We start from the raw sequence: 22,703 nt of genomic DNA on the forward strand, positions 1-22,703 counted from the left end.
TTTATAATAGTTTTAAATTAATTAATATAATTAACTATTAATATTGTTAGATAGGAGAGAATATGATGGCAAATGTACTCGTAATAAATTTTCCTGGAGAAGGTCATATAAATCCGACTTTAGCTATTGTAAGTCAGTTAATTCGGCGAGGGGAGACAGTTGTTTCGTATTGTATTGAAGATTATAGAAAGAAGATTGAAGCAACAGGTGCAGAATTCCGAGTGTTTGAGAATTTCCTCTCTCAAATTAATATTATGGAACGAGTAAATGAAGGTGGGAGTCCTTTGACGATGCTATCTCATATGATTGAGGCATCAGAGCGTATTGTGACTCAAATTGTAGAAGAAACAAAAGGGGAAAAGTACGATTACTTGATATACGATAATCATTTTCCCGTAGGACGTATTATAGCCAATGTTTTAAAATTACCTAGCGTTTCTTCTTGTACAACATTTGCTTTTAATCAGTACATTACTTTTAATGATGAACAAGAATCAAGACAAGTAGATGAAACGAATCCATTATATCAATCTTGTTTAGCGGGAATGGAAAAATGGAATAGGCAGTATGGAATGAAATGTAATAGTATGTATGATATTATGAATCATCCTGGTGATATTACTATTGTATATACTTCAAAAGAATACCAGCCGCGTTCAGATGTATTCGATGAATCGTATAAGTTTGTCGGCCCATCAATTGCTACTCGAAAAGAAGTAGACAGCTTTTCTATGGAAGATTTAAAAGATGAAAAATTGATTTTCATTTCTATGGGAACAGTTTTTAATGAACAACCTGAACTATATGAAAAATGTTTTGAAGCGTTTAAAGATGTAGAAGCGACAGTCGTATTAGTTGTTGGTAAGAAAATAAATATAAATCAATTTGAACACATTCCGAATAATTTTAAGTTGTATAATTATGTGCCGCAATTAGAAGTATTACAGTATGCTGATGTATTCGTGACACATGGTGGTATGAATAGTTCGAGTGAAGCGTTATATTATGGTGTCCCGTTAGTTGTAATTCCGGTAACAGGAGATCAGCCTTTAGTTGCGAAACGAGTGACCGAAGTAGGGGCTGGAATAAGGCTTAATCGTAAAGAATTAACTTCTGAATTGTTACGTGAGACTGTAGAAAAAGTTATAGATGATGTGACGTTTAAGGAAAATAGTCGTAAAGTTGGAGAGTCACTTCGAAATGCTGGTGGGTATAATAGGGCAGTTGATGAAATATTTAAAATGAAGATGAATTCATACTTAAAACTTAAATAAATGTTTGGAGCACACTTACTGTAATATGTAAGTGTGTTTCTATAAATAAATTACATAAAAAATCACTGTAAAGGTGAAACTTTTGTGTATATAAACTCATATCTTTGAATTAGTAGTAAAATTACGTTAAAATAATACTAAGAAAATATATAAGTTTTGGGGGTAATGAATGAAGAAAGTATTTGAATACGTATTATTAACAATTGGCTCAATTATTGTAGCGGGTTCATTAGAACTTATTTTAGCACCTAATGGATTAGTAGATGGCGGAGTAACGGCCATTGCTATTATGGCGAATAAAGTTGCAGGATTGCCGCTTTATGGAGTGTTCTTAGGAATTAATATCCCGATTTTATTATTTACTGCAAAAGTAATGGGAAAGAAGTTCTTTATCCGTACATCCTATGCAAATGTTGTTACAACACTCGGATTGATTTATTTAAAACCGTTTCCAGCAATTACAACTTCTGAATTGTTAATTGTTCTTTATGGAGGAGTTCTATTTGGTGTGGGAGTAGGGATTGTAGTAAAAATGGGCGGAGCAATTGATGGATCAGAAATGTTAGCTGTTTGGATGAATAAACATTTTAAAGTGCCGATTAGTACATTTTTACTTGCTGTAAATGCGGTTATTTTCATTTTTGTTGCCATTTTATTTTCAATTGAACAAGCGATGTTCTCATTAGCAATTTTCTATATTGTTACGAAGATGATTGATTTCATATTAGATGGTATTAATCAAGGAAAGAGCGTTATGATTATTTCTGGTAAAAATAAAGAAATAGGCGATCTACTTATGAAAGAATTGCAATTATCCGTTACGTATCTACATGGAGAAGGTGGTTTTTTAGGAGAACATAAGAGAATCATTTATTGTATTACAAACCGTTTCATTTATCCGAAAATGAAAGATCTCGTTCTCTCTGTAGATCCAACTGCTATCATTGAAGCTTCCTATTCAACAGAAACAACTGGTGTTAAGCGTCCGGGAAGGACTGCGAGATCAGAAAAATAGTGAATAAAAATAGCTCCACGTAAGTATAACTTGCGTGGAGCTATTTTTATTTAGCGAACCAGGCCTTTTTCAATAATTGGACAACGGTTTCGATACGATCCTCTGGAATACTGCCAAAACCGAGCAATACATACGACTCATCCATTACATTATGAACAGAATCGTATGTGGAGAGAGGGTATAACTTAATACGTTCTTTTGCGGCTGCATGAATAAGTTCTTGTTCATTCATCCCGTTATGAACGTGAAGTACAATATGAAGTCCGGATTGTTCACCGAGTATATGAACGTTATTTCCCATCTCGTTTGTAATAGATTTAATTAAAGAAATATGTTTTCTTTTATATAACGTCCGACTTCGGTTAATATGACGTTCCCAATCACCATTTTGAATAAAGGTGGCAAAGGTAAGTTGCTGCAGCGTAGAAACAGTTTGTTTAAACATACCCCCAAGCTCTTCATAGGCTCTTAACAGATGAGGTGGTAAAACAATATATCCCATTCGTAAAGAAGGTAAAAAAGATTTCGAGAAAGTTCCCATATAAATAACATGTTCATTTGCATCTAGTCCTTGTAAAGAAGGAATAGGTTTTCCTATATAACGGAATTCCCCGTCGTAATCATCTTCAATAATATAGCCCTTACAATCATTCGCCCATTTTAATAACTCGAGTCTTCTAGATAACGGCATAATGATTCCAAGTGGAAATTGGTGAGATGGAGTGACATACGCTACATTGCAACCCGATTCACGTAAAGCGGAAATATGAATCCCTTTATCATCTAAAGGGATAGGGTGAACGGTAAGACCAGAACTTTGAATCATAGCAGGAATACGGTGAAATCCAGGGTTTTCGATTCCGAATTCCTTTTTTGAACCAAGCAGCTGAAGTAGTAGCCAAAGAAGAGGCTGCGTACCTGCTCCGATAATAATTTGATCAGGTGAAGAATGTACCCCGCGAGCATGATATAAATACTTTGAAATATGTTCTCGTAGAACGAGCTCACCTTGTGGATCTTCCTTAGCAAATAATTCATTTTCATACTGAAATAAAGTTTCGTGTATTGCTCTTTTCCAGTTTGTTATCGGAAAAGCTTTTTGATCAATAAGTCCTTGACTACAATCATAATCATATTGTTCGTTTTCTTTATTGTTAGCACTGTTTGACGCAATTTGCTGTTTCTTTTGAATGATATCAATATCAACTTCTGCAACAAAAATCCCACGTTTCGGTTTGCTTTCTACATACCCTTCAGCTAGTAATTGTTGATAAGCAGATTCCACTGTAATACGGCTCACATTAAGTTGCATAGCTAAATTTCTGTGAGAAGGAAGGCGTGTACCGGCACGTAGTGACCCATGAGAGATTTCGCGTTTCATATATTCATAAATTTGTAAGTAAAGGGGTGTTTTACTTTGTAATACTAATGGGATAGTCAGATCCATTCGTAGACGCTCCTTTTCATACTGGCCTTATAAAAAAGAATAAAACTGTCACTTAAGCTAAGGACAGTGGCTTTCTATAATGATGATATAACATTTAGAAAATTTTATAAATAGTAAGGGGAGAATCAAAATGAATATTAGAGAAGTAGTAACAGAAGCGGATTTACATGACGTATTTCCTGTATTACAACAGTTAAGAACAAAACTTTCAAAAGAAGAAGTAAGTTCTTTATTTCAAAAAATGAAAGAAGAAAATTATAAACTGTTTTCGTTACGTAATGAAGGGGATGAAGTTGTGAGTCTAGCCGGTGTAGCGATTTGTACGAATTTTTATAATGAGAAACATGTTTTCGTATATGATCTTGTAACAGCAGAAGCACATCGTTCAAAAGGGTATGGGAATGTATTACTCTCATATATAGAGAACTGGGGAAAAGAAAACGAATGTGAGTCCATCGCTCTTACATCAGCATTTCCTAGATTAGATGCTCACCGCTTTTATGAAAGAGAAGGTTATGATAAGGTAAGTTTTTCTTTTTATAAAGAATTATAAAGAAGGATAGGTTCTATATGACATAATATATAGAACCTATTTTTTTATTACCTTTTTAAATGAGTAGATTGCTTGCTGTCTTTCATAAGTAAGTAAATCGTACTCGGTAAAATGGCAAGCGTCATTCCTAAAATAATTGCGATTATAGCATAACCTCTATACGGAACAGGAACGATAAATGGAAGCCCGGCTAGGAAAATACCTGCTATTACCATTGAAATACTACAAATATTTGAAGCTCTTTTTTCAAGGTGTTTATCATTCCATTCCAATGAAACCGTTGATTTACTCGTATCAATTTTGGAACTGAAATAGCCTATTACTATAAATAAAAGCCCTAATGCTAAAAATATGAAATGATCAAAAGGAAGAGTGAAGCCAAGAGCGATGAGAGCAATGACAATATCGACAAAAAATAAAAATAGTAAAATTGTGTTGCCAATCCAAAGGAGAAATTTCTGGTTACTCGCTGCTTTAGATAAAGCTAAAAATAAAAAGAATAAGAATAAGAAGGTACATATAATTATATTTACGATAACAAAAATGCTTTTATCCATTGTTGATGTAGGCGTTCCATTGAAGTCCCATTTCGTAACAATACGTAATGGTAAGAAGAAATAGAGAATAATATTTGTTGTAATAATAGTGAGAAATAAAGTAATACTAAATCGATTATTCATTGAATCACCAGCTTTCCACATGAATAATTGGTATCTTATAACAAAATTATACAATATAATAAACGATATCTGTTTTGATTTTTCTGAAAAAATATTATAATTATATATGAAATAAAGAGGGGTGTAGGAGGAAATTATGCAAAACGTAAGAGTAAAAGGGGATAAAGTTACAATTCGTGCAATTGAAGAATCAGATATAAAAACATTATGGGATCTTGTATTTAAAGAAGAAAATCCAGAATGGAAAAAATGGGATGCACCGTATTTTCCGTTTTCAATGCAAGAATACTCGTCTTATAAAGAGAAGATGAAAACTCGTTTAAAAGAGGAACCTCTATCCAATTTAATTATAGAAAATAATGGTCAAATTATAGGGACAATCGGGTTTTATTGGGAATATAAACCGACGCGTTGGTTAGAGATGGGGCTTGTTATTTATAATCCAAATTACTGGAATGGTGGTTATGGTACAGAGGCGTTAACATTATATCGAGATTTACTATTTGAAGAGATGGAGATTGGTAGAGTAGGAATCACGACTTGGTCTGGTAATGAACGAATGATGAAAGTAGCTGAGAAAATAGGAATGAGTTTAGAAGGTAGAATGCGCAAATGCCGTTATTATAATGGAACGTACTATGATTCTATTCGAATGGGAATGATTCGTGAAGAATGGGAAGCGTTATATGTAACGAAGGGGTGAGGAAGTATGTACGCTATTATTGCTACATTTGATCGTGTGTTTACTAATAAAATTATAGAATTGCAAAATGAAATAACAAATATCATTGGCACAAATCAATTAGCAGGAGTAGAACCTCATATTACATTAGCTGATTACAATGAGGTAGATGTTAACTTATATACTAAGAAACTAGAGGAGTTTGTATCTGTTCAAGAAAATATGGCTGCAATAAATTTTCCTTCTGTTGGAACTTTTCCTACTAATGGAACGATCTTTTTAGCACCGACCATTACAGATGAATTGTTAAAACTTCATCATTATTACCATGATAATTTTAAAACTTTTCATGATAATTTAAATTCATATTATGTGCCAGGAAAATGGGTTCCGCATTGTACGATTGCAAATAAGTTACATGCAAATCAGTTTTTAATTGCAATGGAATATATTTATGAAAAATTTGATTATGCAACAGCTTCAATTGAGAAATTAAAATTAATTAAGGTGAATTATGAAAAAGGTTTTGCCATTTCTTCTAGTATATTAGCAGAATATAATTTTAAGAGAATGGAGACAACGAGATGACATATGTAATTAGAGAAATGAAGCAAGAAGATATCCATGCGGTACAATCAGTAGCGAAAGTTGCTTGGCATGATACATACGAAAGCATTATTCCGAGAGAGATTCAAGACAGATTTTTAGACGAGGCCTATTCTGATGAAAAAATGAAATATCGTCTTGAAAATACACATTTATTTGTTGCGGAAGAAGAGGGAGAAGTAATTGGCTTTGCGAATTTTTCACCTGTTAGATTGCAAAACGAAGCAGAATTAGGAGCGATTTATTTGTTACCAGATCAGCAAGGGAAAGGGGTAGGAAGTGCTTTATTACAAAAAGGGTTAACGGAATTAAAAGGAATTCGGAAACTATACATTCATGTAGAAGCAGCGAATGAAAAAGGAAAACGTTTTTATGAAGCGAAAGGTTTTGCACAATTAGAGGAATTTGAAGAAGATTTTGAAGGACATATGATGCAGACAGTAAGGATGGTTTTATACGTATAGGGAGGATTAGTAATGAAAATTTTTGATTTTAGTGAAAAAGTGGGAAAGAAAATCTCAGCATTTCAATCTAATTTCATAATGTCAAAAATATTAAACTATAAAGGAAATGTACATATCGGTGCTATGCATTTATGAGAGAATGGAATAATTGGATATCATGAAGCAGTTGTATCACAGCTGCTTCTTATTGTGGACGGAGAAGGATATATATGCGGAGCAGATAAAGAAAAAGTGAAGGTGAAGGCGGGACAAGCTGTGTTTTGGGAGAAGGACGAATCTCATGAAACGAGTACGGAAAAGGGATTGATGGCAATTGTAATTGAGTCGGAGGAACTTGAACGAGCAATATTAATGCCTATTAAAGAGGAGAGTTGTGAAAAATGATAGAAAAGGCGAATCGAGAAGAAACGAATGAAATCTTACAGTATGCAGCTCAATCACTTTTTGAAGGGACAAGAGGGAATTGTCAGTTAAGTACAGAGAAAGCAATTGAAATTACAAGGCCGATTGTAGAAAGGGGAGCATATTATTTAGTCGTTAAAGAAGAAAACAATGTAATGGGGTGGATATTAATAGGGGAAAATACGGACTATTTTTCTCTTGAAAAACTAGGGTTTATATACGAATTGTATGTTTTTCCAGAGTACCGCGGGAAAGGGTTGTCAAGAAAGTTAATGTGGGCTGGTATTAAGGAATTACAAAAGAATTATTCAGAAATTCGTTTGAATGTATTTGCTGGGAATTTTGCGAAAGAGATGTACGAAGAGTTTGGTTTTGTTGAAAGACAGGTAATTATGACTTTGAAGTGAGAAAAATAAAAAGAGAAAGAGAATATGTTGCGTATTTGTAAATGGTGTATCCGGCATTACAAATAGAATCAACTTACATAAATGAGATAGGACAAAATAATGATTTAGTGAACACTTTATTGCTGAAATTAAAAATGGATAAGTCCTTAAAGATATATAAAGTAAAAGGTTTTCTTTAAATTTATAGAGTATGCTTAAAAATAAATAAATTAGTATTATATAATATAATGTTATTATAGTAAAAGATAAAATTTGGAAAAATATCATTTTTTTGTTTAGAAATTTTTAAATTATTGATATAATCAATTTGTAGAATTGATTTTTGGTTAATTTTACTATTTTTAAATTTTAAGGGGGATTTATTCATGGCAGGACAAATTCGCATGTCACCAGAGGAGCTTAAATCGAAAGCGACTCGATATGGACAAGGTGCAAATCAAATTGAGGACATTTTACGTCAACTACAAAACTTACAAAATGAATTAAGAGGAGAATGGGAAGGTCGTGCTTTCGAAGGTTTTGATCAACAGTTCAATCAATTAAAGCCAAAAGTACAAAACTTCGCAGAGTTATTACAAGAAATTAATATGCAGCTTAATAAAACTGCAGAAGCTGTTGCAAGACATGACGAAGATCTTTCTCGTAATTTCGGTCTACAATAAGACAGATAAAAAGAACTATATAATTTAGCCATGCAACCATACGTTGTATGGCTAAATTACTTTAAAACTAGAGTAAGATACGAAGTCTTTAACTTAATAGACTCGCAGTCGCAGGAGTGATAAGTAGTGAAAAAGTTCAAGTGGAGCATCTTGTTGTTTATTATTTTAGCTCTTGTGTTATCAACAGGGGTCTCCTATTTAGCGTTAAATCAAAATGTTAAGAAAGCAAATGAGAATACTACGCAAAAAATGACAGTTGCATTGGTAAATGAAGATCAAGGTACTGTATTTGAAGGTAATAAAATAGCGTTTGGAGATCAATTTGTTAAAAATGTAAATAAAAATACGAAACAAGAATGGTACGTAGTAAGTCGTGGTGTAGCAGAAAGTGGTTTGAAAAATAATAATTACAATATGATGATTGTAATACCTAACGATTTTTCTAGAAAGGCTGTTGCAATTGATTCAGAACTTCCGGAGAAATTAACTTTAAATTACAAAGTAAATGCAACTGGGAATAAAGATTTGAAAGCTGAGGCAGAAAATACAGCTTCTGCTATTTTAGAAGATTTTAATAAGCAAATCATCGATGTTTATTTTGCAAGTGTTATCGGTAAGTTGCAAGGTGCACAAGATAATATAGGTAAAATAATTGAAAAAGGAACCAATCAAACGACTATGTATAAAAAAGATGTACATAGCCCGTTGGCAAATTACACAAACCAATTTAAAACGGTACAAGATTACACTGGTATTTCTGTTAATAGTTTTAAAGGATTCCAAGATGTTTTAAAAGGGTTTGGACAAGCTTTAGATGAAGGGAATAAATCTAATAATACGTATTTAGAAGGATTTAATAACTTTCAAAAAATACAAACGGATAATAATCTGTTAGCGAATAATTTTACAAATCAATTTAATCAGTATATGAGTGATATGAATTCAGGCGATGTTTTAAAACAGTTAAGTGCATTAGAATCTGCGAATAAAATTATCGCAAATCAGTTTACGCTTTCAGAGAAAGATCCTAATATTTTAGCTGATGCTTCAACAATTCAAAAGTATTTAACAGATGTAAAAAAACAAGTGTCAGAATATGATACAGAACTTGCAGGAAAGTTAGAAAGTGATATTCAAGAGACGGTAATTAAAAAGTTAAAGCAATCTATGTCGAATGATGGAAAGCAAGAAATCTTTATAAATACATTAATGAAGCAACCAGATGTTCGAATAAAGAAACAAATCGAAAATTTAATTGCGAAATTACCGAGTTTAAACATGGAAGAAATCGGTCAAAGTGATTTGCCAGATACAACGAAATTACAACTGCAAAATGTAATTCAATTTACAAAAAAATATAATAAAGAAAATAATTTTTATTATGATCCTGTAAATAAAATATCTTTAGGAAGCGCTATTAAAGAAGTAAAGGATAAACTTTATACAGAGGGAATTACATTTAGTGATACTGCGAAAGTAATTAAAATGGAATCTTCACAAACTTTGAAGATAAATATTCCAGAAGAATTTAAACTAGATGGAAGTACAGAAGCGTTACATATTGATGGTGTGGATCGTACAAGTGACTTTCTTCAAAGCGAAGCAGGAGAAATTACAATAGCTCCTCGTAATGAAGGGGATATAAAGATTAGCTTGCATGTAAAGTTAAAAGATCCAAACATCAATATAGATGTTTTCTCTCCTGTAACGTGGCAGTGGGAATTGAGCGGGACTCATAAAAAAGAAACTAGTTCTGAAAAAGAAGAACCTAATAAAGAGGATAAAGGAACACAAACGGAAAATAGCAAGGTGGAAAATGTGGTTCATAAATCACAGTATGGCATAATGCCGTTAGTACACAATGCTAAAACGCCTATTATTAAAAAAATGGAAAACACAACAGGGAAAGATAACGGAACCGGAGGAAGCCCAGGAGGCGGAACGGGAACAGAGGACGAAACCGGAGGAGAAACAGGAGGAGATAACGGAACAGGAGGAAACCCAGGAGGCGGAACGGGGACAGATAACGGAACCGGAGGAAATCCAGGAGGCGAAACAGGAACAGATAACGGTAAAGTTATTGAAAGTACAACGAATCAAGTTGTACATCAAAAAACAGAAGTATTAACAAAAAATATATCTAATGTATTAATAAAAGAAGCAGTAGATACAGTTGAAAGTTATCAAGGTTTAATGAGCCTTTACGAAATGTATTATGGGATTGATTTAAGAACGAAAGATGTAGGTCCTAAGCTAGAAGAGGGAAGTTTAGATGCAATTGCAACTGAACAATCTTTGTATTACGTATTAAATAAACAAAGCTTAATTGACTTAATTTCAAATCTTGTTTCAGCTAGTATTACGAGTGAAATAAAGCAAGATATGACAGGTTTAAAACAAAAAATAGACTCTTACCAACAGCTCATTACTAGTGCAGATCAAAATTCAATGCTATTAGCAGAGAAATTAAATGAAACGATGCAGCAAGCAACTAGTATGAATCAAAATTTAGGAGAGTATGTAAAAGGTTTAGCGAAATGGCGTGAGAGTAGCTTAAAGTTAGCTGAAGAACAACAAGTATTAACGACTAATAATGCAGGTGAACAAACAGCTGTACTATCGTTAGACTCTGGTATTAAATCTTTAACGATGCAAACTCAGTCATTAGTAGAGAGTTCAAAGCATAGTTTAGCGACATCAGATGATGTGTATAAAACATTTGACCAAATTAATGGACAAGCAAAAGAAATTCAAGACAGCGGAACGACAATTGTTTCGAAAGCAGATTCTTTATTAAATGATTTTACGAAGAAAATGGAAGATGATAAAGCATTCTCGAAAAACTTTACGAAGATTTTGGCGAATAGTCGTATTGGAGATCGTCAAAATGAGATGCTATATGAGTTTTTATCTAGTCCAGTTCAGAAACAAAATGATGGGGTAATTGTAGCTGGTAATGCTTTTACACCATACTTAATCGTATTAACTTGTTTCATTGTTGCGTTATTTACGGCATATGCAATTGCGAATCAAGAAAAGAAACGAGCGCAATCAGATCATTTTGAAGAGAGATTCTCTTTAATTGATATGAATGTACCAACTACAGTAGTAGTATTTGGGATATCGATTGTGGAAGGAATCAGTATAGGAGTCATCTCAGGCCGTCTTTTAAAATTCAGTCAGGATCAAAGTTTACTATGGATTGCGTTTATCACAATCATTATGATGGCGTTCGTATTAGTTTCAACATACTTACTACGACAAATAAAAATGGTAGGGATGTTTATCTTATTAGTATTTTTAAGTATGTATCTATTTTTAACTGAAGCAGTTGGAAGTAAAGTAGACCAAATGTCTTCTGTAGGTAAATTGCGTCAATTTTCACCGCTTCAATATATAGAAGGTTTTCTAAATGATTTTATTAGCGGTAAAGATACAGGAAAAGTTATTTTTATCGTATTGTTTGTAATTGCCATTATAGGATTAGTTAGTAATCTATTTGTATGGCACAAGAAATGGGAGGAAAAAGAAGTAAATGATCAAACAATGGAGCATAGTGGTTAAGTTATCATTTATTTGTTTCCTTTTACTGTTTGTCGCGCTACCGATTAGGAGCGCGGCGGACAGTTATCTTGGTGATGATGGAAAGATTCAGTTTAAAGTAGACCGCTTTGAAGATAAAGACCAAGAAAAAAATAAAAAGGAACATAAGGAAACAGAATTAGATAAAGCATCAATTGAGTTATTTAATAAAGATATAGAAGAAGAAATTCAAAAAAAGAAAAAGAAAGAACAAAAAGAGATGGAATCCTTAAGAGATTCTCTTTTTATAAAACAAAAAGAAAATACTCGTGTTAAAGATACGAAAAATAGTTTATTTAGCAGTGAATACGTTGTAAGAAAAAGCGCTGATGAAGTAGCGAGTAATCAAACAATGAATGAAAAGCCAATCAGTACAACAATAATCATATTGTTAGGCGGCAGTGTTTTACTTATTTGCATCGGTATTTATACGGTTCTTCGGAAAAGTTGGAGGTAAAGTAATGGCAATACAAACGCATATTAATGTAACGGTAGATTTTAGTAAATGGAATGGAAATACATATGATTTGCGTATTCCGAATCATCAATCTATTAAATATTTATTGAAAAACTTATTAGATACGTTAAAGATTGATAATCATGAAGGTTCACATTTTGTAATGAAAGTGAAAAATAAGTCAATTGTTTTAACAGATAATGATCGTTTAATTGATCACCAAATAACAGACGGAGATATTTTACAAGTTTTATAAAGAATATTTCTTACTTGTAGTTTTTTGAAAATAAGTTATTACTGGTTATAAAGAAAAGGAGAAGAGGATAAACATGACGGAAAAAACAATTCAAATTGATGCAATGAACTATCAATTTCAAATAGAAAAAGAAAATTGGAAATTGGAGATGACAAAATCTCAAACACGTATAAAAGACTTCCGTCAATTCGATATAATTACGGGCGCATCATCTGACTTTGTACCATTAACGATAGAAGAAATGGATGATATGTTTACGTTTCTATTTCAAGTCGACAAAAAATTATATAAGTGGGACGACCTTGGCCGTTTTGGAAGAAATGAGAAATTGAGACTGCTTCGAAATGTTGCGCAATTTCGTAAATATTTAAATAAACGAATTACGTTCTTTTTACATCCAGACAATATAGTTTTTAATGCGAATTTAATGCCAAGTATTATACATAGAGGAATTCGAGATATTGTTCCACCAACCCCGTTGTTAGAAGAGCAATTTTTAACGCAATACAAGTGTCTAATTATTGCTTTATTCTCCGAAAAGCACAATTTTGATGATTTATATGCTGGGTTACTAAAAGATGCAAAAGAAACAACATTTGAACAGACAGTTGCTCAAATGGAAAGTTTAGATGCATTACTGCAGTTTCTTGATGACAGCTTTGAGAAGGAACAAACAAAAACAGAAAAAAATATGCAGTTAGTACCTAAAAAGAGCTATAAATCATTTAAATACTTAGCTTTTTCCTTCATAGCGGCGACAGTTATTTTAGCTGCTCCTTTAATATATTTCACTTTTATAAAATTTCCTTATCAAAATAAATTATTAGAAGCAAATGTGAGTTTCATAGCAACTGATTATGACAAAGTAATTACGCAATTAAATGAAGAGGAATTTGAATCATTACCGATTGCATCTAAATATGAGTTAGCATTTGCATACATTACAGCTGAAAAACTAGGCGAAGATCAAAAGAAATCAATTATGAAAAATATTAGTTTGAAAAGTGATGAAAAGTATTTGTTGTATTGGATGTATAACGGAAAAGGTGATTTTGATAAATCATTAGATTTAGCTAAAACTCTTGATGATCCTCAGCTTATTATGTACGGCCTTGTTAAACAAATTGAATCACTGAAAAATAATCCGGATTTATCAGGTGAAGAGCGTGATCAAAAGTTAAAAACATATGAGCAACAATTAAATGAGTATAAAAAGAAATATGGCGATGCATCAAACGATAAAGACTCGTCGAACACAGAGAAAAAAGAGTAAGCGCTTGATGAGACAGTTGAAAAGGAGCAGTGAACACGGATGGAGCAACTATTAGTATTGACTTATGGAGACAAAATATATAAGTGCACATTACATCCAAATGAGCAATCAATAGTGTCGATTGGAAAAGAGTGGACAAATGATATTACGAATCCAAGTTTAGAACAAGAAGTAGAGTTAAAGTGGAATAATGAAGTAAATGCTTGGATGGTACAAAATCAATTAATAGAGTTCAATAAGGAATTTGAGATTGGAAAAACTAAAGATGTGAGCTTGAAAATCTTTATATCTATTATTGGTACAAATAAAGTGTTTGATATCGGAACGAAACATTCTCTTACATTGAGTCAAAACAGTTATGATGATATTTCTATTACCGGAACGAATGTGGATTTAATGTTATCTCGTGAAACGTTGTACGATTCTTTTAAAGTGAACGTATATGACGGGGATGTATTTCATAATTATACGAAGTTAAAAGGTAGCGTTATGTTAGAAGCAGGAGACGTATTATATTTTGATGGTGTTTTAGTAGAGATAGGCAGTGAAGATATTCAAGTATTGTCTTCAGAAGAGAATGTTAAATCTACGTTACCTATTTTAGTAGAATCAGAAACGAATTATCAAAGTGGTTATCCAGACTATCATCGTTCACCACGTATTATTTACCGTGAACCAGAAGAGAAAATGACAATTGCAAAACCTTCAAGTATGCCGTCAAAACCGACTGAGCATTTGGCAAGAATCATTGCACCATCTCTTGTCATGATTGTCGTAACAGTATTACTTGCTATCTTTATGAAATATGGAATGTTTATTATTGCATCGATTGCGATGACATTAGTAACGATTATTGTTTCTGTCACATCTTATATAAAAAATTTAAAGCAATATAAAATTGACATTGTGGAACGTGATAAAAGTTATAGAGAGTATATAAAACAAAAAACGAAAGATTTACATGCAGAAAGTGAAAAGCAACGTCATGCATTACAATATCATAATCCAAATGTTGAAGTGATACGTAATATGGCTGTGCAAGTAAATCCACGTATATATGAAAAAACAATGCTACATCATGATTTCTTAACATTTAGCGTTGGGACAGGACAAGCTAATACAAGTTTTGAAATCCAATTTAATGAAGAAGAATTTAGTCAAACGAAAGATGAATTAATTGATATAGCACGTGAACTAAGACAGCGTTATCTATCATTGGAAGATGTACCTGTTGTAACAGATTTGATAAATGGACCGGTTGGCTATATTGGACAACGCTCTTTAGTGTTAGAGCAATTACAATTATTAGTTGTACAAACCGCATTATTCCATAGTTATTATGACTTGCAGTTTATTACTATTTTTCCTGAAGAAGAAAAAGAAAAATGGGATTGGATGCGCTGGTTACCTCATGGAAGTGTTCGCGATATAAATGTACGTGGATTTGTGTACCATGATCGTAGCCGTGATCAAGTGTTAAATAGTTTGTATCAAATATTGAAAGAACGAAAATTAAAACTAGATGAAAAAAGTTCAACGAATGAAAAAATGTACTTTGCACCGCACTATGTCGTTCTCATTACAGATGAAAAACTAATACTAGACCATGTTGTTATGGAATTCTTTAATGATGATCCGAGTCAATTAGGTGTATCACTTGTATTTGTACAAGATGTTATGCAAAGTTTACCGGAGCATGTGAAAACGGTAATAGACATAAGAGATGCAAAACAAGGGAACATCATCTTAGAACAGGGAGAGCTTGTAAACCGTCAATTTAAACTAAATCACGTACCGAAAGGGTTCAATTTAGAAGATGTTTCACGAGCGTTAGCACCGTTAAATCATTTGCAAAACTTAAAAAATAGTATCCCAGAAAGTGTAACATTTTTAGAAATGTACGGTGTTGAGAAAGTAAAAGAACTAAATATTACAAGTCGCTGGGAGAAAAATGCAGCGCATAAATCTTTAGCTGTACCACTTGGATTACGTGGTAAAGAAGATATCGTAAACTTAAACTTACACGAAAAAGCACACGGACCACATGGGTTAATAGCAGGTACAACAGGTTCAGGTAAGTCGGAAATTATACAATCGTATATATTATCTCTAGCGGTCAATTTCCATCCTTACGAAGTAGCCTTTCTACTAATTGACTATAAAGGCGGCGGTATGGCGAATTTATTCAAAAATTTACCGCATTTATTAGGAACAATTACGAACTTAGATGGAGCACAAAGTATGAGAGCGCTCGCATCAATTAAAGCTGAATTGCAAAAAAGACAACGCTTATTTGGGGAAAATGATGTAAACCATATTAATCAGTATCAAAAATTGTATAAAGAAGGCTTAGTAAGTGAACCGATGCCACATCTATTTTTAATTAGTGATGAATTCGCGGAACTGAAGTCAGAACAACCAGAATTTATGAAAGAGTTAGTTTCAACAGCGCGTATCGGTCGTTCACTCGGAATCCATTTAATATTAGCTACGCAAAAACCGAGTGGTGTTGTAGATGATCAAATTTGGAGTAACTCGAAATTCAAACTAGCATTAAAAGTTCAAAATACGTCAGATAGTAATGAAATTTTAAAAACACCAGATGCTGCTGAAATTACATTACCAGGACGTGCTTACTTACAAGTTGGGAATAATGAAATTTATGAACTATTCCAATCAGCTTGGAGCGGAGCAGACTATGTAGAAAACAAAGAGGATAAAGAACATTTAGACGCAACAATTTATGCAATAAATGATTTAGGACAATATGAAATATTAAGTGAAGACTTAAGTGGACTTGGTAGCAGTAAAGAAGTAATAAGCGTGCCATCTGAATTGGATGCTGTTATTGACTACATTCACGATTACGCAGAAATAAATGAAATTGAAGCATTAGCTAGACCGTGGTTACCGCCACTTCCAGAGAGCGTATATTTACAAGACTTACACGCTATTCAGTTCAAAGAAGCATGGACGAAAGAAAAGAAACCATTAAAAGCAACAGTTGGTCTACTAGATCAGCCTGAATTACAATCACAAACACCATTAACACTAGATATTAGTAAAGACGGACACGTAGCGGTCTTCTCAAGCCCAGGCTACGGAAAATCAACATTCTTACAATCAGTCATTATGGATGTAGCTCGTCAGCATAGTCCGGAGCATTTGCATGTGTATTTATTAGACTTCGGAACAAATGGCTTAATGCCATTAAAATCATTACCACATGTGGCGGACATCATTACATTAGACCAAGTTGAAAAATGCGAGAAGTTTCTTCGTCGCATAGAAGACTTATTAAAAGATAGAAAGCAATTGCTAAGTAAATATGGAGTTGCGAGTCTTGAAATGTATGAGAGAGCTAGTAAGGAAGTATTACCAACAGTATTAATTACGTTAGATAACTATGATGCTGTTAGAGAAGCTGGATTTGTCGAAGACTTTGAACGCATTGTTGCACAAATTGTACGTGAAGGGGCAGCAGTAGGAATTCATTTAATGCTTACGGCTACACGTCAAAATGCATTGAGAGTACAAGTAAATACAAATATTAAACTACAAATTGCTCTATATATGATAGATGAGGCAGAATCTAGAGCTATTGTAGGAAGAACAGAGTTAAAAATTGAAGAATTAGCAGGTCGTGGTTTAGTTAAAATTGACGAACCAACAATCTTCCAAACAGCTTTACCGACAAATGGAGAAGATGTCCTTACTCGAATCGAAAATATACAAGCTGAAGGAAAAGAGATGGATTCCTTCTGGGATGGAGAAAGACCGAAAGCAATCCCTATGGTACCTGAAGTTCTGGAATACAAAGAATTCATTGCATGGCCAGAAACAAGAAAAATTATTGAAGCAGGCAAACTAACATTTGGTGTAGAAACAGAAAGCGTTACGCCTCTCGAATTAGATTTAACGGAAGCGGCTAATATTGTTGTAGGGGGAATTAAGAAAGATGAAGTTGAAAATGTAGTTCATCAATTCCTTCAACAATTAGCTGAAAGTGGACACTTTGACCTAGGCTTAATCGATACAAGAACACGCAATTTCTCAAACTATAGAGAGAGCGCTGCTTTATATGTAGCTGAAAAAACAGGAATTGAGAAAACGATTAAACAAGTTACAAATGCTTATAAATCGAGAGAAGCGGCGTTTAAAGAAGAGCAGGAAGCATCAAGTGAAACAGTGAACCCGGCAGAATTTATTAAGAAATTTAAGCCGATTGTAATCGTAATCGCAGATGTAAATGATATTTTAAGTAATTTAGAAGATAGCGATATATATAGTTTGGCGGAATTAATAACAAATGGTGCATTTATGGGCATCCACTTCGTAATTGGCTGTGATGTTGATTCAATTGACAGTCGATACGACTTAGTTTCAAAAACAATAAAAACGCAATCTCATGTTATTTTACTTAGAAAATCATCAGGCCAAATGGTCTTCGATGTATCTAATAAAGATTTAAGTAGTACAAAATTAAATCCATTTGAAGGGTATTTTGTTGAAAATCGTTTTGCTACTAGAATTAAAGTGCCAACTATTTAAGGGGGGATTTGCATGGGGATAGAGGAATTAAATAGTCAAAAATCTGGTTTATTAAGTAGTATAAGTCATCAACAAGGGCAATTGGCTGAATTACAAATGAAACTACGAAGGCTAATAACTGCTAAGGGGAAATTTGTAAATAATCTTGAAGCAATTAAACAAAATCAAGAGCAGTTTAAGTCTTTAGAAATAAACGAGAGTAGTTGGAAAGGGCAAAGAGCAACTACTTTTAAAGAAACGTATGAACAACAAGTCATTTCTAATTTAGGGAGGTTTATTGGAGAACTAGGGAGAGTGCAAGAAGACATCGATCAAGCTATACGGCGGCTTGAAAGAGAAATCGCTGCATGTGAGTCTAGTATTCTTTCTCTAAGTAGAAGTGTTTCAATGGTTGACGCTAGTATTCAAGTAGAAGTACAGAAGGCGGGGAAATGATAAATGGGGGAAATTAAATTAAATAAAGGGGTATTTGATGCGAAAGTAAGTGATTTGAAAAGTGGGGCTAGTGATTTAGGTAAGACTAAATTTAATGGTATGCAATTGAGTCGTACGAATTTGACTAGGCTGATTCAGTATTGTGAAGCAATTGAAAAGTTATCTCAAAAGGTGCAGCAATACGAACAGATATTGGAAAATGACTTAAATAAAATACAACAAACTGGGGAGAAAATAGTCGAAAAAGACGAACAACTTGAGAAGCAATTAAGGATCGGTTCAATTCATCATGCTATGAAAAATTAAAATAGGGTGGGAGAAGCGTGGATAAAAATATAGAGTTACAAGAAGTAAAAGAACTTCAAAATAGATTTCAAGCAAGTGCCACTGAGTTGAATCTACAATTTGAATGTTTGATGCAAAAAATACTTGATTTTACAGAGATTAACTCTTTTCAAGGGAAAGCTGCTTCTGATATTAAAAATTATTTATCTACAGTTCATGGAAGTGTTATTTTTAAGTATATGGAAGTAGTGGAATTATTAAAAGAACAATTTCAAAAAAGTATTAATGATTTCAATAGTACTGTTGACAGTGATGCTGATACGAAAATTTATGGAATTTACTTGGATGATGTAAAGAAAAAAATTAATGGGTATAGTGAAGGATTTAATCTATCTAATGACCAAGCAAGACAAACTGTAGGGTCTGTTAGCGACATCATCGCAATTCAATATCCATCATCAGCAGGGATCATGGAAGGGTCTATAAAAAGTCAAAAGGAAATTAGTGACACTTTAGAAAAATTAGAAGCTTATAATAGTAACCAAAGTGATCTACAAACGTTTCAAGAAATGATACGTGAGTTAGAGGATGGAATGAATCGAGTACAAGCTTATGGCGGGGATTTTTCTAGTGATTCAATAGAAAAAATAATGCCCGAAGAATGGGTAGCAGCAACAGTTGTGACTTCGAAAGCTTGGATAGGCGGTTTTAATAAAGGAAATAAATGGGGAAAAGGAGTGGTATCTTCATTTTTGCGCTACCATTATATGAAAAAAGTTTTAGGGTTTGGTACGCAGTTTGACATTATAGATGGTGAGGGACAATATTTATTAAAAACAACCAAACCGAAACAAATGGTAGAAGCTCTTGAATTTTTAAAGGCTGATAAGAACGAGGATCATATTTTTAAATTTCTTAAAGGTAGAGTAGAAGAGTATTTAACTGGTTGGATGAGGCCAACTGATCCCAAAGTAACCGATAGAGAAGTAAGAATAGCGAAAAGAGAGATTATGGAATTACCGGAATTCAAAGCGTATAAAGATTTCAAACTAGACTGGAAGAGTAATGGGCTTGTAAAAGCTGTTGGGAACAAATCTTGGAGTTCACTCAAAACAGAACTTGGAAAAGGTGTTACTGATTTGAAGCCTTGGAAATGGAAGGATACACTTAAAGAATTAGGTGGAGTAGGGAAAACGATGAAAAGTTTTGGAATAGCTGGATCTGTTCTTTCCGTTGCAAACAATGTTGTAGAGGCTAGTAACGATGGGTGGCAATTACATGACGTTTGGGACATTGCAACAGATTCAGCGGTAGATGTAGGGGCAACTGCTGGAGCAGCTGCAACTGGTGCTGTAGTAGGTTCATTTTTCCTTCCGCCTATTGGTACTGCAGTTGGAGCGGGTGTTGGGATACTTGCTTCGGAAGCATTGAACTACAAAGCGGATATGTTTGGAGGAGAAAGTATAGTTAGCGGTACAAAAAAAGGCATAAAATCGGTGACTAGGAAACTTGAATCTGAGGTTGTGAAACTTGGATCTGTGGCTAAGGAACAAATTGAATCTGCGGCTAAGGAACAATTGGGATCTGTGACTAAGAAACTTGGATCCTTGTTCTGGTAATATAATAATTCAAAGTGAAGGTGAAGCAATCAAATGTGGAAAATTAAAGAAGATGATTTAGGAGAATTTAAAATTACATGTAGAAATCGCTTAAGCCCAGAAGATTCTATGGGGTTTATGTTTGGAGGAATAGTTTATAGCTCATTATTCATGCTTTTTATTTTGGTAGCATTAATTAAGCTTGGCTGGGGTTACTATCCAACTCTCTTTGACAAAATAATTGTTAGTATTGAATTAGTGTTATATGGTTTGCAAGTAATCTTTTTCATTCTATATCTAATTCCAAAAGCTCGTTTCAAATATCAAAAGTTGCAAGCACTTGTGATATTATTATTTGCATTCCAGCTAGGAACTATAGGATTCACATTATTTATACTTCCAGCAATTTCGAATTACTCTATTGATCAAATTACATTATTGTATGTGGGTTTATTGTTTCTAGGAGCAGTTTTTGTTCATCTGGTGACAACAATTGATACCTTTAAACAAGCAGAGAGTGGAGCCTTTAGTACCGATGAAAGAGCAACTTCATTTTTTAGTAAAATAAAAAACAATACAATGATTGGTATTACGATATATGTACTAACCCTTCTTATTTTAATTTATTTTCATAATAATTATGAAACAGGGGTTTTAGTGGGGTATATGGCAGGAACCCTTGTAATGTACGCAGTAGCCATAGGTGCAGCAGAGTTCCAATTATTAGCCTATTGTAGATTCAAATTCCCATCATTTTACATTTCGTGGGAAGAACATGAAAGAGAACGCCAGGAATTCTTAAAGCGTTATAAAGAGAGAGAGAAAGAGAAAGAGAAAGAAATAAAATAATTTGAAAATTGTTCAAATCTTAATAGGATATATGTTATAAACTTGATGACTATTTATGAATCCACAAGTTGAAAAGGGGGAGATTTTGTGAAAGTTCAGCATAAAGCATTGTCACTTTTAAATTTAATAAGCATTACTCAAATTGTAAAAAAAGAAGATTGGTTGTTACCCGCAAGAGCACTTAGAAATCAAGTAGTTCGTAATGGGATATATGCAGTAGGACCTGTTCTATATAAATATTCACAGTTAGAAAATGAACCAGAATATGGGGAATATACGTATTGTATTCCTGTCAACGGAAGAGTTGATTTAGGTGAGAGCTCTGCATATGAGTATTATGATGCTTTAATTATTAAGAGTGCTCTATGTGTGCGATTTACAGATGAAGATGGTGATATTGAGGAGGCTTATAACCTAATACGTGAGGTTGCAGAGCAGCATCATATGAAATTAGATAGTAGTTTTTATCACGTATGTTTAGATGTATATGGTGATACATGGTTAGATATTTATGCTCCTATTATAGAAGTAGGTGAAACAGTGAAATGCTAATTGAAAAACAAAGTATTGCATATACAAATGTTGTTTCAAGAGAATACATTTTTCATTACCCAGATATGAAAGAAGCAATTGAAGATTTTATGTCAGAAATTTCAAAAGCGAATTTAACGATAAAAGGTCCTATGTTTTACGCTTTGAAAAATATACCGTCTGATGGAAATATGTATATTGAATTATTTATGCCGGTAAATGAAGATAAAATTCCAACGTCAGAAACACTTCAATTTAGGAGCTATTATTATGTTGATGAGATGCTCATGAAACGATATACGGGAGATTATGAAAAATTAACAGAGCAGGTATATGGTGAAATGCTCCAATATATGGAGGATAATAATCTGAATTTAGCTTCGCCAATTTATCATGTGTTTAGCGGTGATGAGTCTTTACAGTATGTTGAAGTGAAAATCGCGGTATATAGTGAAGTATAATATTTGAAGCTTGAGATTTTTAAAATATGGAAGCATCATGAAATATCTTAAAAGAGATAGTTTTGAATAGTATATGGGGATGTGACATAAATAAAACCTTCTCTTCTCGTTAGAATGAGGAGGTTTTTCGTTCTCAAATCTATATATAATTAACTTAATATTTCGACATGTGATTTTCAGTTAGATTATTCTGAATTGGTAGTAGTTACGTTCTATAGTTTACTTTGTTGCTA

General features: G+C 33.2%; 21 protein-coding genes and 1 pseudogene. 20 read left to right on the forward strand and 2 right to left on the reverse strand.

The genetic code is table 11. The features are described from left to right. Positions 1-65 precede the first annotated feature (65 nt). Complete coding sequence (locus tag DN394_RS27395) at positions 66-1,274, forward strand: macrolide family glycosyltransferase (protein ID WP_098208709.1); 1,209 nt, start codon at positions 66-68, stop codon at positions 1,272-1,274. A gap of 169 nt (positions 1,275-1,443) precedes the next feature. Further along, entirely contained in the window at positions 1,444-2,289 is an 846-nt protein-coding gene (locus DN394_RS27400) for a YitT family protein (RefSeq protein WP_000755133.1), read from the forward strand. A 46-nt stretch (positions 2,290-2,335) separates the two neighbouring features. Here the strand turns inward: DN394_RS27400 and pdxR are convergent, their stop codons facing one another. Beyond that, a complete protein-coding gene (gene pdxR / locus DN394_RS27405; protein WP_098208708.1) occupies positions 2,336-3,736 on the reverse strand; it encodes a MocR-like pyridoxine biosynthesis transcription factor PdxR in 1,401 nt (466 codons plus the stop codon). 130 nt (positions 3,737-3,866) lie between these two features. On the opposite strand from pdxR, the gene DN394_RS27410 reads away from it, so the two are divergent. Beyond that, positions 3,867-4,289 (forward strand): GNAT family N-acetyltransferase, encoded by a 423-nt coding sequence (locus DN394_RS27410; RefSeq protein WP_098208707.1) that lies wholly within the window; start codon positions 3,867-3,869, stop codon positions 4,287-4,289. Positions 4,290-4,336: 47 nt separating this feature from the next. Here DN394_RS27410 and DN394_RS27415 read toward each other — a convergent pair whose 3' ends face one another. Beyond that, the gene (locus DN394_RS27415; protein WP_098953802.1) at positions 4,337-4,969 is read right to left on the reverse strand and encodes a DUF1648 domain-containing protein; all 633 of its coding nucleotides are present in this window, start codon (positions 4,967-4,969) and stop codon (positions 4,337-4,339) included. 136 nt (positions 4,970-5,105) lie between these two features. Between DN394_RS27415 and DN394_RS27420 the strand changes: the two genes are divergently transcribed. The 17 genes and pseudogenes from DN394_RS27420 (at position 5,106) to DN394_RS27500 (ending at position 22,470) form a co-directional block, all read left to right on the forward strand. Further along, positions 5,106-5,672 carry a GNAT family N-acetyltransferase gene (locus DN394_RS27420; RefSeq protein ID WP_098077113.1) on the forward strand — a complete coding sequence of 189 codons (567 nt, stop codon included), beginning with the start codon at positions 5,106-5,108 and terminating at the stop codon, positions 5,670-5,672. Positions 5,673-5,678: 6 nt separating this feature from the next. Next, positions 5,679-6,239: a 2'-5' RNA ligase family protein gene (locus DN394_RS27425; protein ID WP_098149668.1), complete on the forward strand. Its 561-nt coding sequence runs from the start codon at positions 5,679-5,681 to the stop codon at positions 6,237-6,239. Continuing rightward, entirely contained in the window at positions 6,236-6,721 is a 486-nt protein-coding gene (locus DN394_RS27430; RefSeq protein WP_000222830.1) for a GNAT family N-acetyltransferase, read from the forward strand. The genes DN394_RS27425 and DN394_RS27430 overlap by 4 nt, the downstream gene beginning before the upstream one ends. Before the next feature lie 12 nt (positions 6,722-6,733). Then, positions 6,734-7,105: pseudogene (locus DN394_RS27435) on the forward strand (cupin). Beyond that, complete coding sequence (locus DN394_RS27440; protein WP_098208706.1) at positions 7,102-7,530, forward strand: GNAT family N-acetyltransferase; 429 nt, start codon at positions 7,102-7,104, stop codon at positions 7,528-7,530. The pseudogene DN394_RS27435 and the gene DN394_RS27440 overlap by 4 nt, the downstream one beginning before the upstream one ends. A 365-nt stretch (positions 7,531-7,895) precedes the next feature. Next, positions 7,896-8,192 carry a WXG100 family type VII secretion target gene (locus DN394_RS27445; RefSeq protein WP_000918598.1) on the forward strand — a complete coding sequence of 99 codons (297 nt, stop codon included), beginning with the start codon at positions 7,896-7,898 and terminating at the stop codon, positions 8,190-8,192. 126 nt (positions 8,193-8,318) lie between these two features. Beyond that, complete coding sequence (gene esaA / locus DN394_RS27450) at positions 8,319-11,756, forward strand: type VII secretion protein EsaA (protein WP_149294432.1); 3,438 nt, start codon at positions 8,319-8,321, stop codon at positions 11,754-11,756. Then, positions 11,728-12,231: a type VII secretion protein EssA gene (essA, locus tag DN394_RS27455; protein WP_000595665.1), complete on the forward strand. Its 504-nt coding sequence runs from the start codon at positions 11,728-11,730 to the stop codon at positions 12,229-12,231. Before esaA ends, essA begins: the two co-directional genes overlap by 29 nt. Positions 12,232-12,235: 4 nt before the next feature. Next, on the forward strand, positions 12,236-12,487 hold the full coding sequence (locus DN394_RS27460) for an EsaB/YukD family protein (protein ID WP_001007572.1): 252 nt from the start codon (positions 12,236-12,238) through the stop codon (positions 12,485-12,487). Positions 12,488-12,560: 73 nt separating this feature from the next. Further along, a complete protein-coding gene (gene essB, locus DN394_RS27465) occupies positions 12,561-13,760 on the forward strand; it encodes a type VII secretion protein EssB (protein ID WP_046959240.1) in 1,200 nt (399 codons plus the stop codon). A gap of 39 nt (positions 13,761-13,799) precedes the next feature. After that, positions 13,800-18,311, forward strand: coding sequence for a type VII secretion protein EssC (gene essC / locus DN394_RS27470; RefSeq protein ID WP_098208704.1), 4,512 nt, complete (start codon positions 13,800-13,802; stop codon positions 18,309-18,311). 12 nt (positions 18,312-18,323) lie between these two features. After that, complete coding sequence (locus DN394_RS27475) at positions 18,324-18,746, forward strand: YwqH-like family protein (protein WP_002127046.1); 423 nt, start codon at positions 18,324-18,326, stop codon at positions 18,744-18,746. 3 nt (positions 18,747-18,749) lie between these two features. Beyond that, on the forward strand, positions 18,750-19,052 hold the full coding sequence (locus DN394_RS27480; RefSeq protein ID WP_000503890.1) for a TIGR04197 family type VII secretion effector: 303 nt from the start codon (positions 18,750-18,752) through the stop codon (positions 19,050-19,052). A 17-nt stretch (positions 19,053-19,069) separates the two neighbouring features. Beyond that, positions 19,070-20,650, forward strand: coding sequence for a T7SS effector LXG polymorphic toxin (locus DN394_RS27485; RefSeq protein WP_098208703.1), 1,581 nt, complete (start codon positions 19,070-19,072; stop codon positions 20,648-20,650). A gap of 33 nt (positions 20,651-20,683) precedes the next feature. After that, complete coding sequence (locus DN394_RS27490; protein ID WP_048538776.1) at positions 20,684-21,478, forward strand: hypothetical protein; 795 nt, start codon at positions 20,684-20,686, stop codon at positions 21,476-21,478. A gap of 87 nt (positions 21,479-21,565) precedes the next feature. Next, positions 21,566-22,030 carry a DUF5085 family protein gene (locus DN394_RS27495; RefSeq protein WP_046959244.1) on the forward strand — a complete coding sequence of 155 codons (465 nt, stop codon included), beginning with the start codon at positions 21,566-21,568 and terminating at the stop codon, positions 22,028-22,030. Further along, positions 22,024-22,470 carry a DUF5085 family protein gene (locus tag DN394_RS27500; RefSeq protein WP_046953662.1) on the forward strand — a complete coding sequence of 149 codons (447 nt, stop codon included), beginning with the start codon at positions 22,024-22,026 and terminating at the stop codon, positions 22,468-22,470. Before DN394_RS27495 ends, DN394_RS27500 begins: the two co-directional genes overlap by 7 nt. The last annotated feature ends 233 nt before the right edge of the window (positions 22,471-22,703 follow it).

Source organism: Bacillus sp. BB081 (assembly GCF_008368895.1).
GTDB lineage: Bacteria > Bacillota > Bacilli > Bacillales > Bacillaceae_G > Bacillus_A > Bacillus_A wiedmannii.

Coding starts and splice junctions, on each gene's coding strand:
- DN394_RS27480 (WP_000503890.1), top strand. CDS start 18,750: ATGGGGGAAATTAAATTAAATAAAGGGGTATTTGATGCGAAAGTAAGT.
- DN394_RS27500 (WP_046953662.1), top strand. CDS start 22,024: ATGCTAATTGAAAAACAAAGTATTGCATATACAAATGTTGTTTCAAGA.
- DN394_RS27395 (WP_098208709.1), top strand. CDS start 66: ATGGCAAATGTACTCGTAATAAATTTTCCTGGAGAAGGTCATATAAAT.
- essB (WP_046959240.1), top strand. CDS start 12,561: ATGACGGAAAAAACAATTCAAATTGATGCAATGAACTATCAATTTCAA.
- pdxR (WP_098208708.1), bottom strand. CDS start 3,736: ATGGATCTGACTATCCCATTAGTATTACAAAGTAAAACACCCCTTTAC.
- DN394_RS27490 (WP_048538776.1), top strand. CDS start 20,684: ATGTGGAAAATTAAAGAAGATGATTTAGGAGAATTTAAAATTACATGT.
- essC (WP_098208704.1), top strand. CDS start 13,800: ATGGAGCAACTATTAGTATTGACTTATGGAGACAAAATATATAAGTGC.
- DN394_RS27430 (WP_000222830.1), top strand. CDS start 6,236: ATGACATATGTAATTAGAGAAATGAAGCAAGAAGATATCCATGCGGTA.
- essA (WP_000595665.1), top strand. CDS start 11,728: ATGATCAAACAATGGAGCATAGTGGTTAAGTTATCATTTATTTGTTTC.
- DN394_RS27475 (WP_002127046.1), top strand. CDS start 18,324: ATGGGGATAGAGGAATTAAATAGTCAAAAATCTGGTTTATTAAGTAGT.
- DN394_RS27400 (WP_000755133.1), top strand. CDS start 1,444: ATGAAGAAAGTATTTGAATACGTATTATTAACAATTGGCTCAATTATT.
- DN394_RS27440 (WP_098208706.1), top strand. CDS start 7,102: ATGATAGAAAAGGCGAATCGAGAAGAAACGAATGAAATCTTACAGTAT.
- DN394_RS27460 (WP_001007572.1), top strand. CDS start 12,236: ATGGCAATACAAACGCATATTAATGTAACGGTAGATTTTAGTAAATGG.
- DN394_RS27420 (WP_098077113.1), top strand. CDS start 5,106: ATGCAAAACGTAAGAGTAAAAGGGGATAAAGTTACAATTCGTGCAATT.
- DN394_RS27410 (WP_098208707.1), top strand. CDS start 3,867: ATGAATATTAGAGAAGTAGTAACAGAAGCGGATTTACATGACGTATTT.
- DN394_RS27415 (WP_098953802.1), bottom strand. CDS start 4,969: ATGAATAATCGATTTAGTATTACTTTATTTCTCACTATTATTACAACA.
- DN394_RS27425 (WP_098149668.1), top strand. CDS start 5,679: ATGTACGCTATTATTGCTACATTTGATCGTGTGTTTACTAATAAAATT.
- DN394_RS27445 (WP_000918598.1), top strand. CDS start 7,896: ATGGCAGGACAAATTCGCATGTCACCAGAGGAGCTTAAATCGAAAGCG.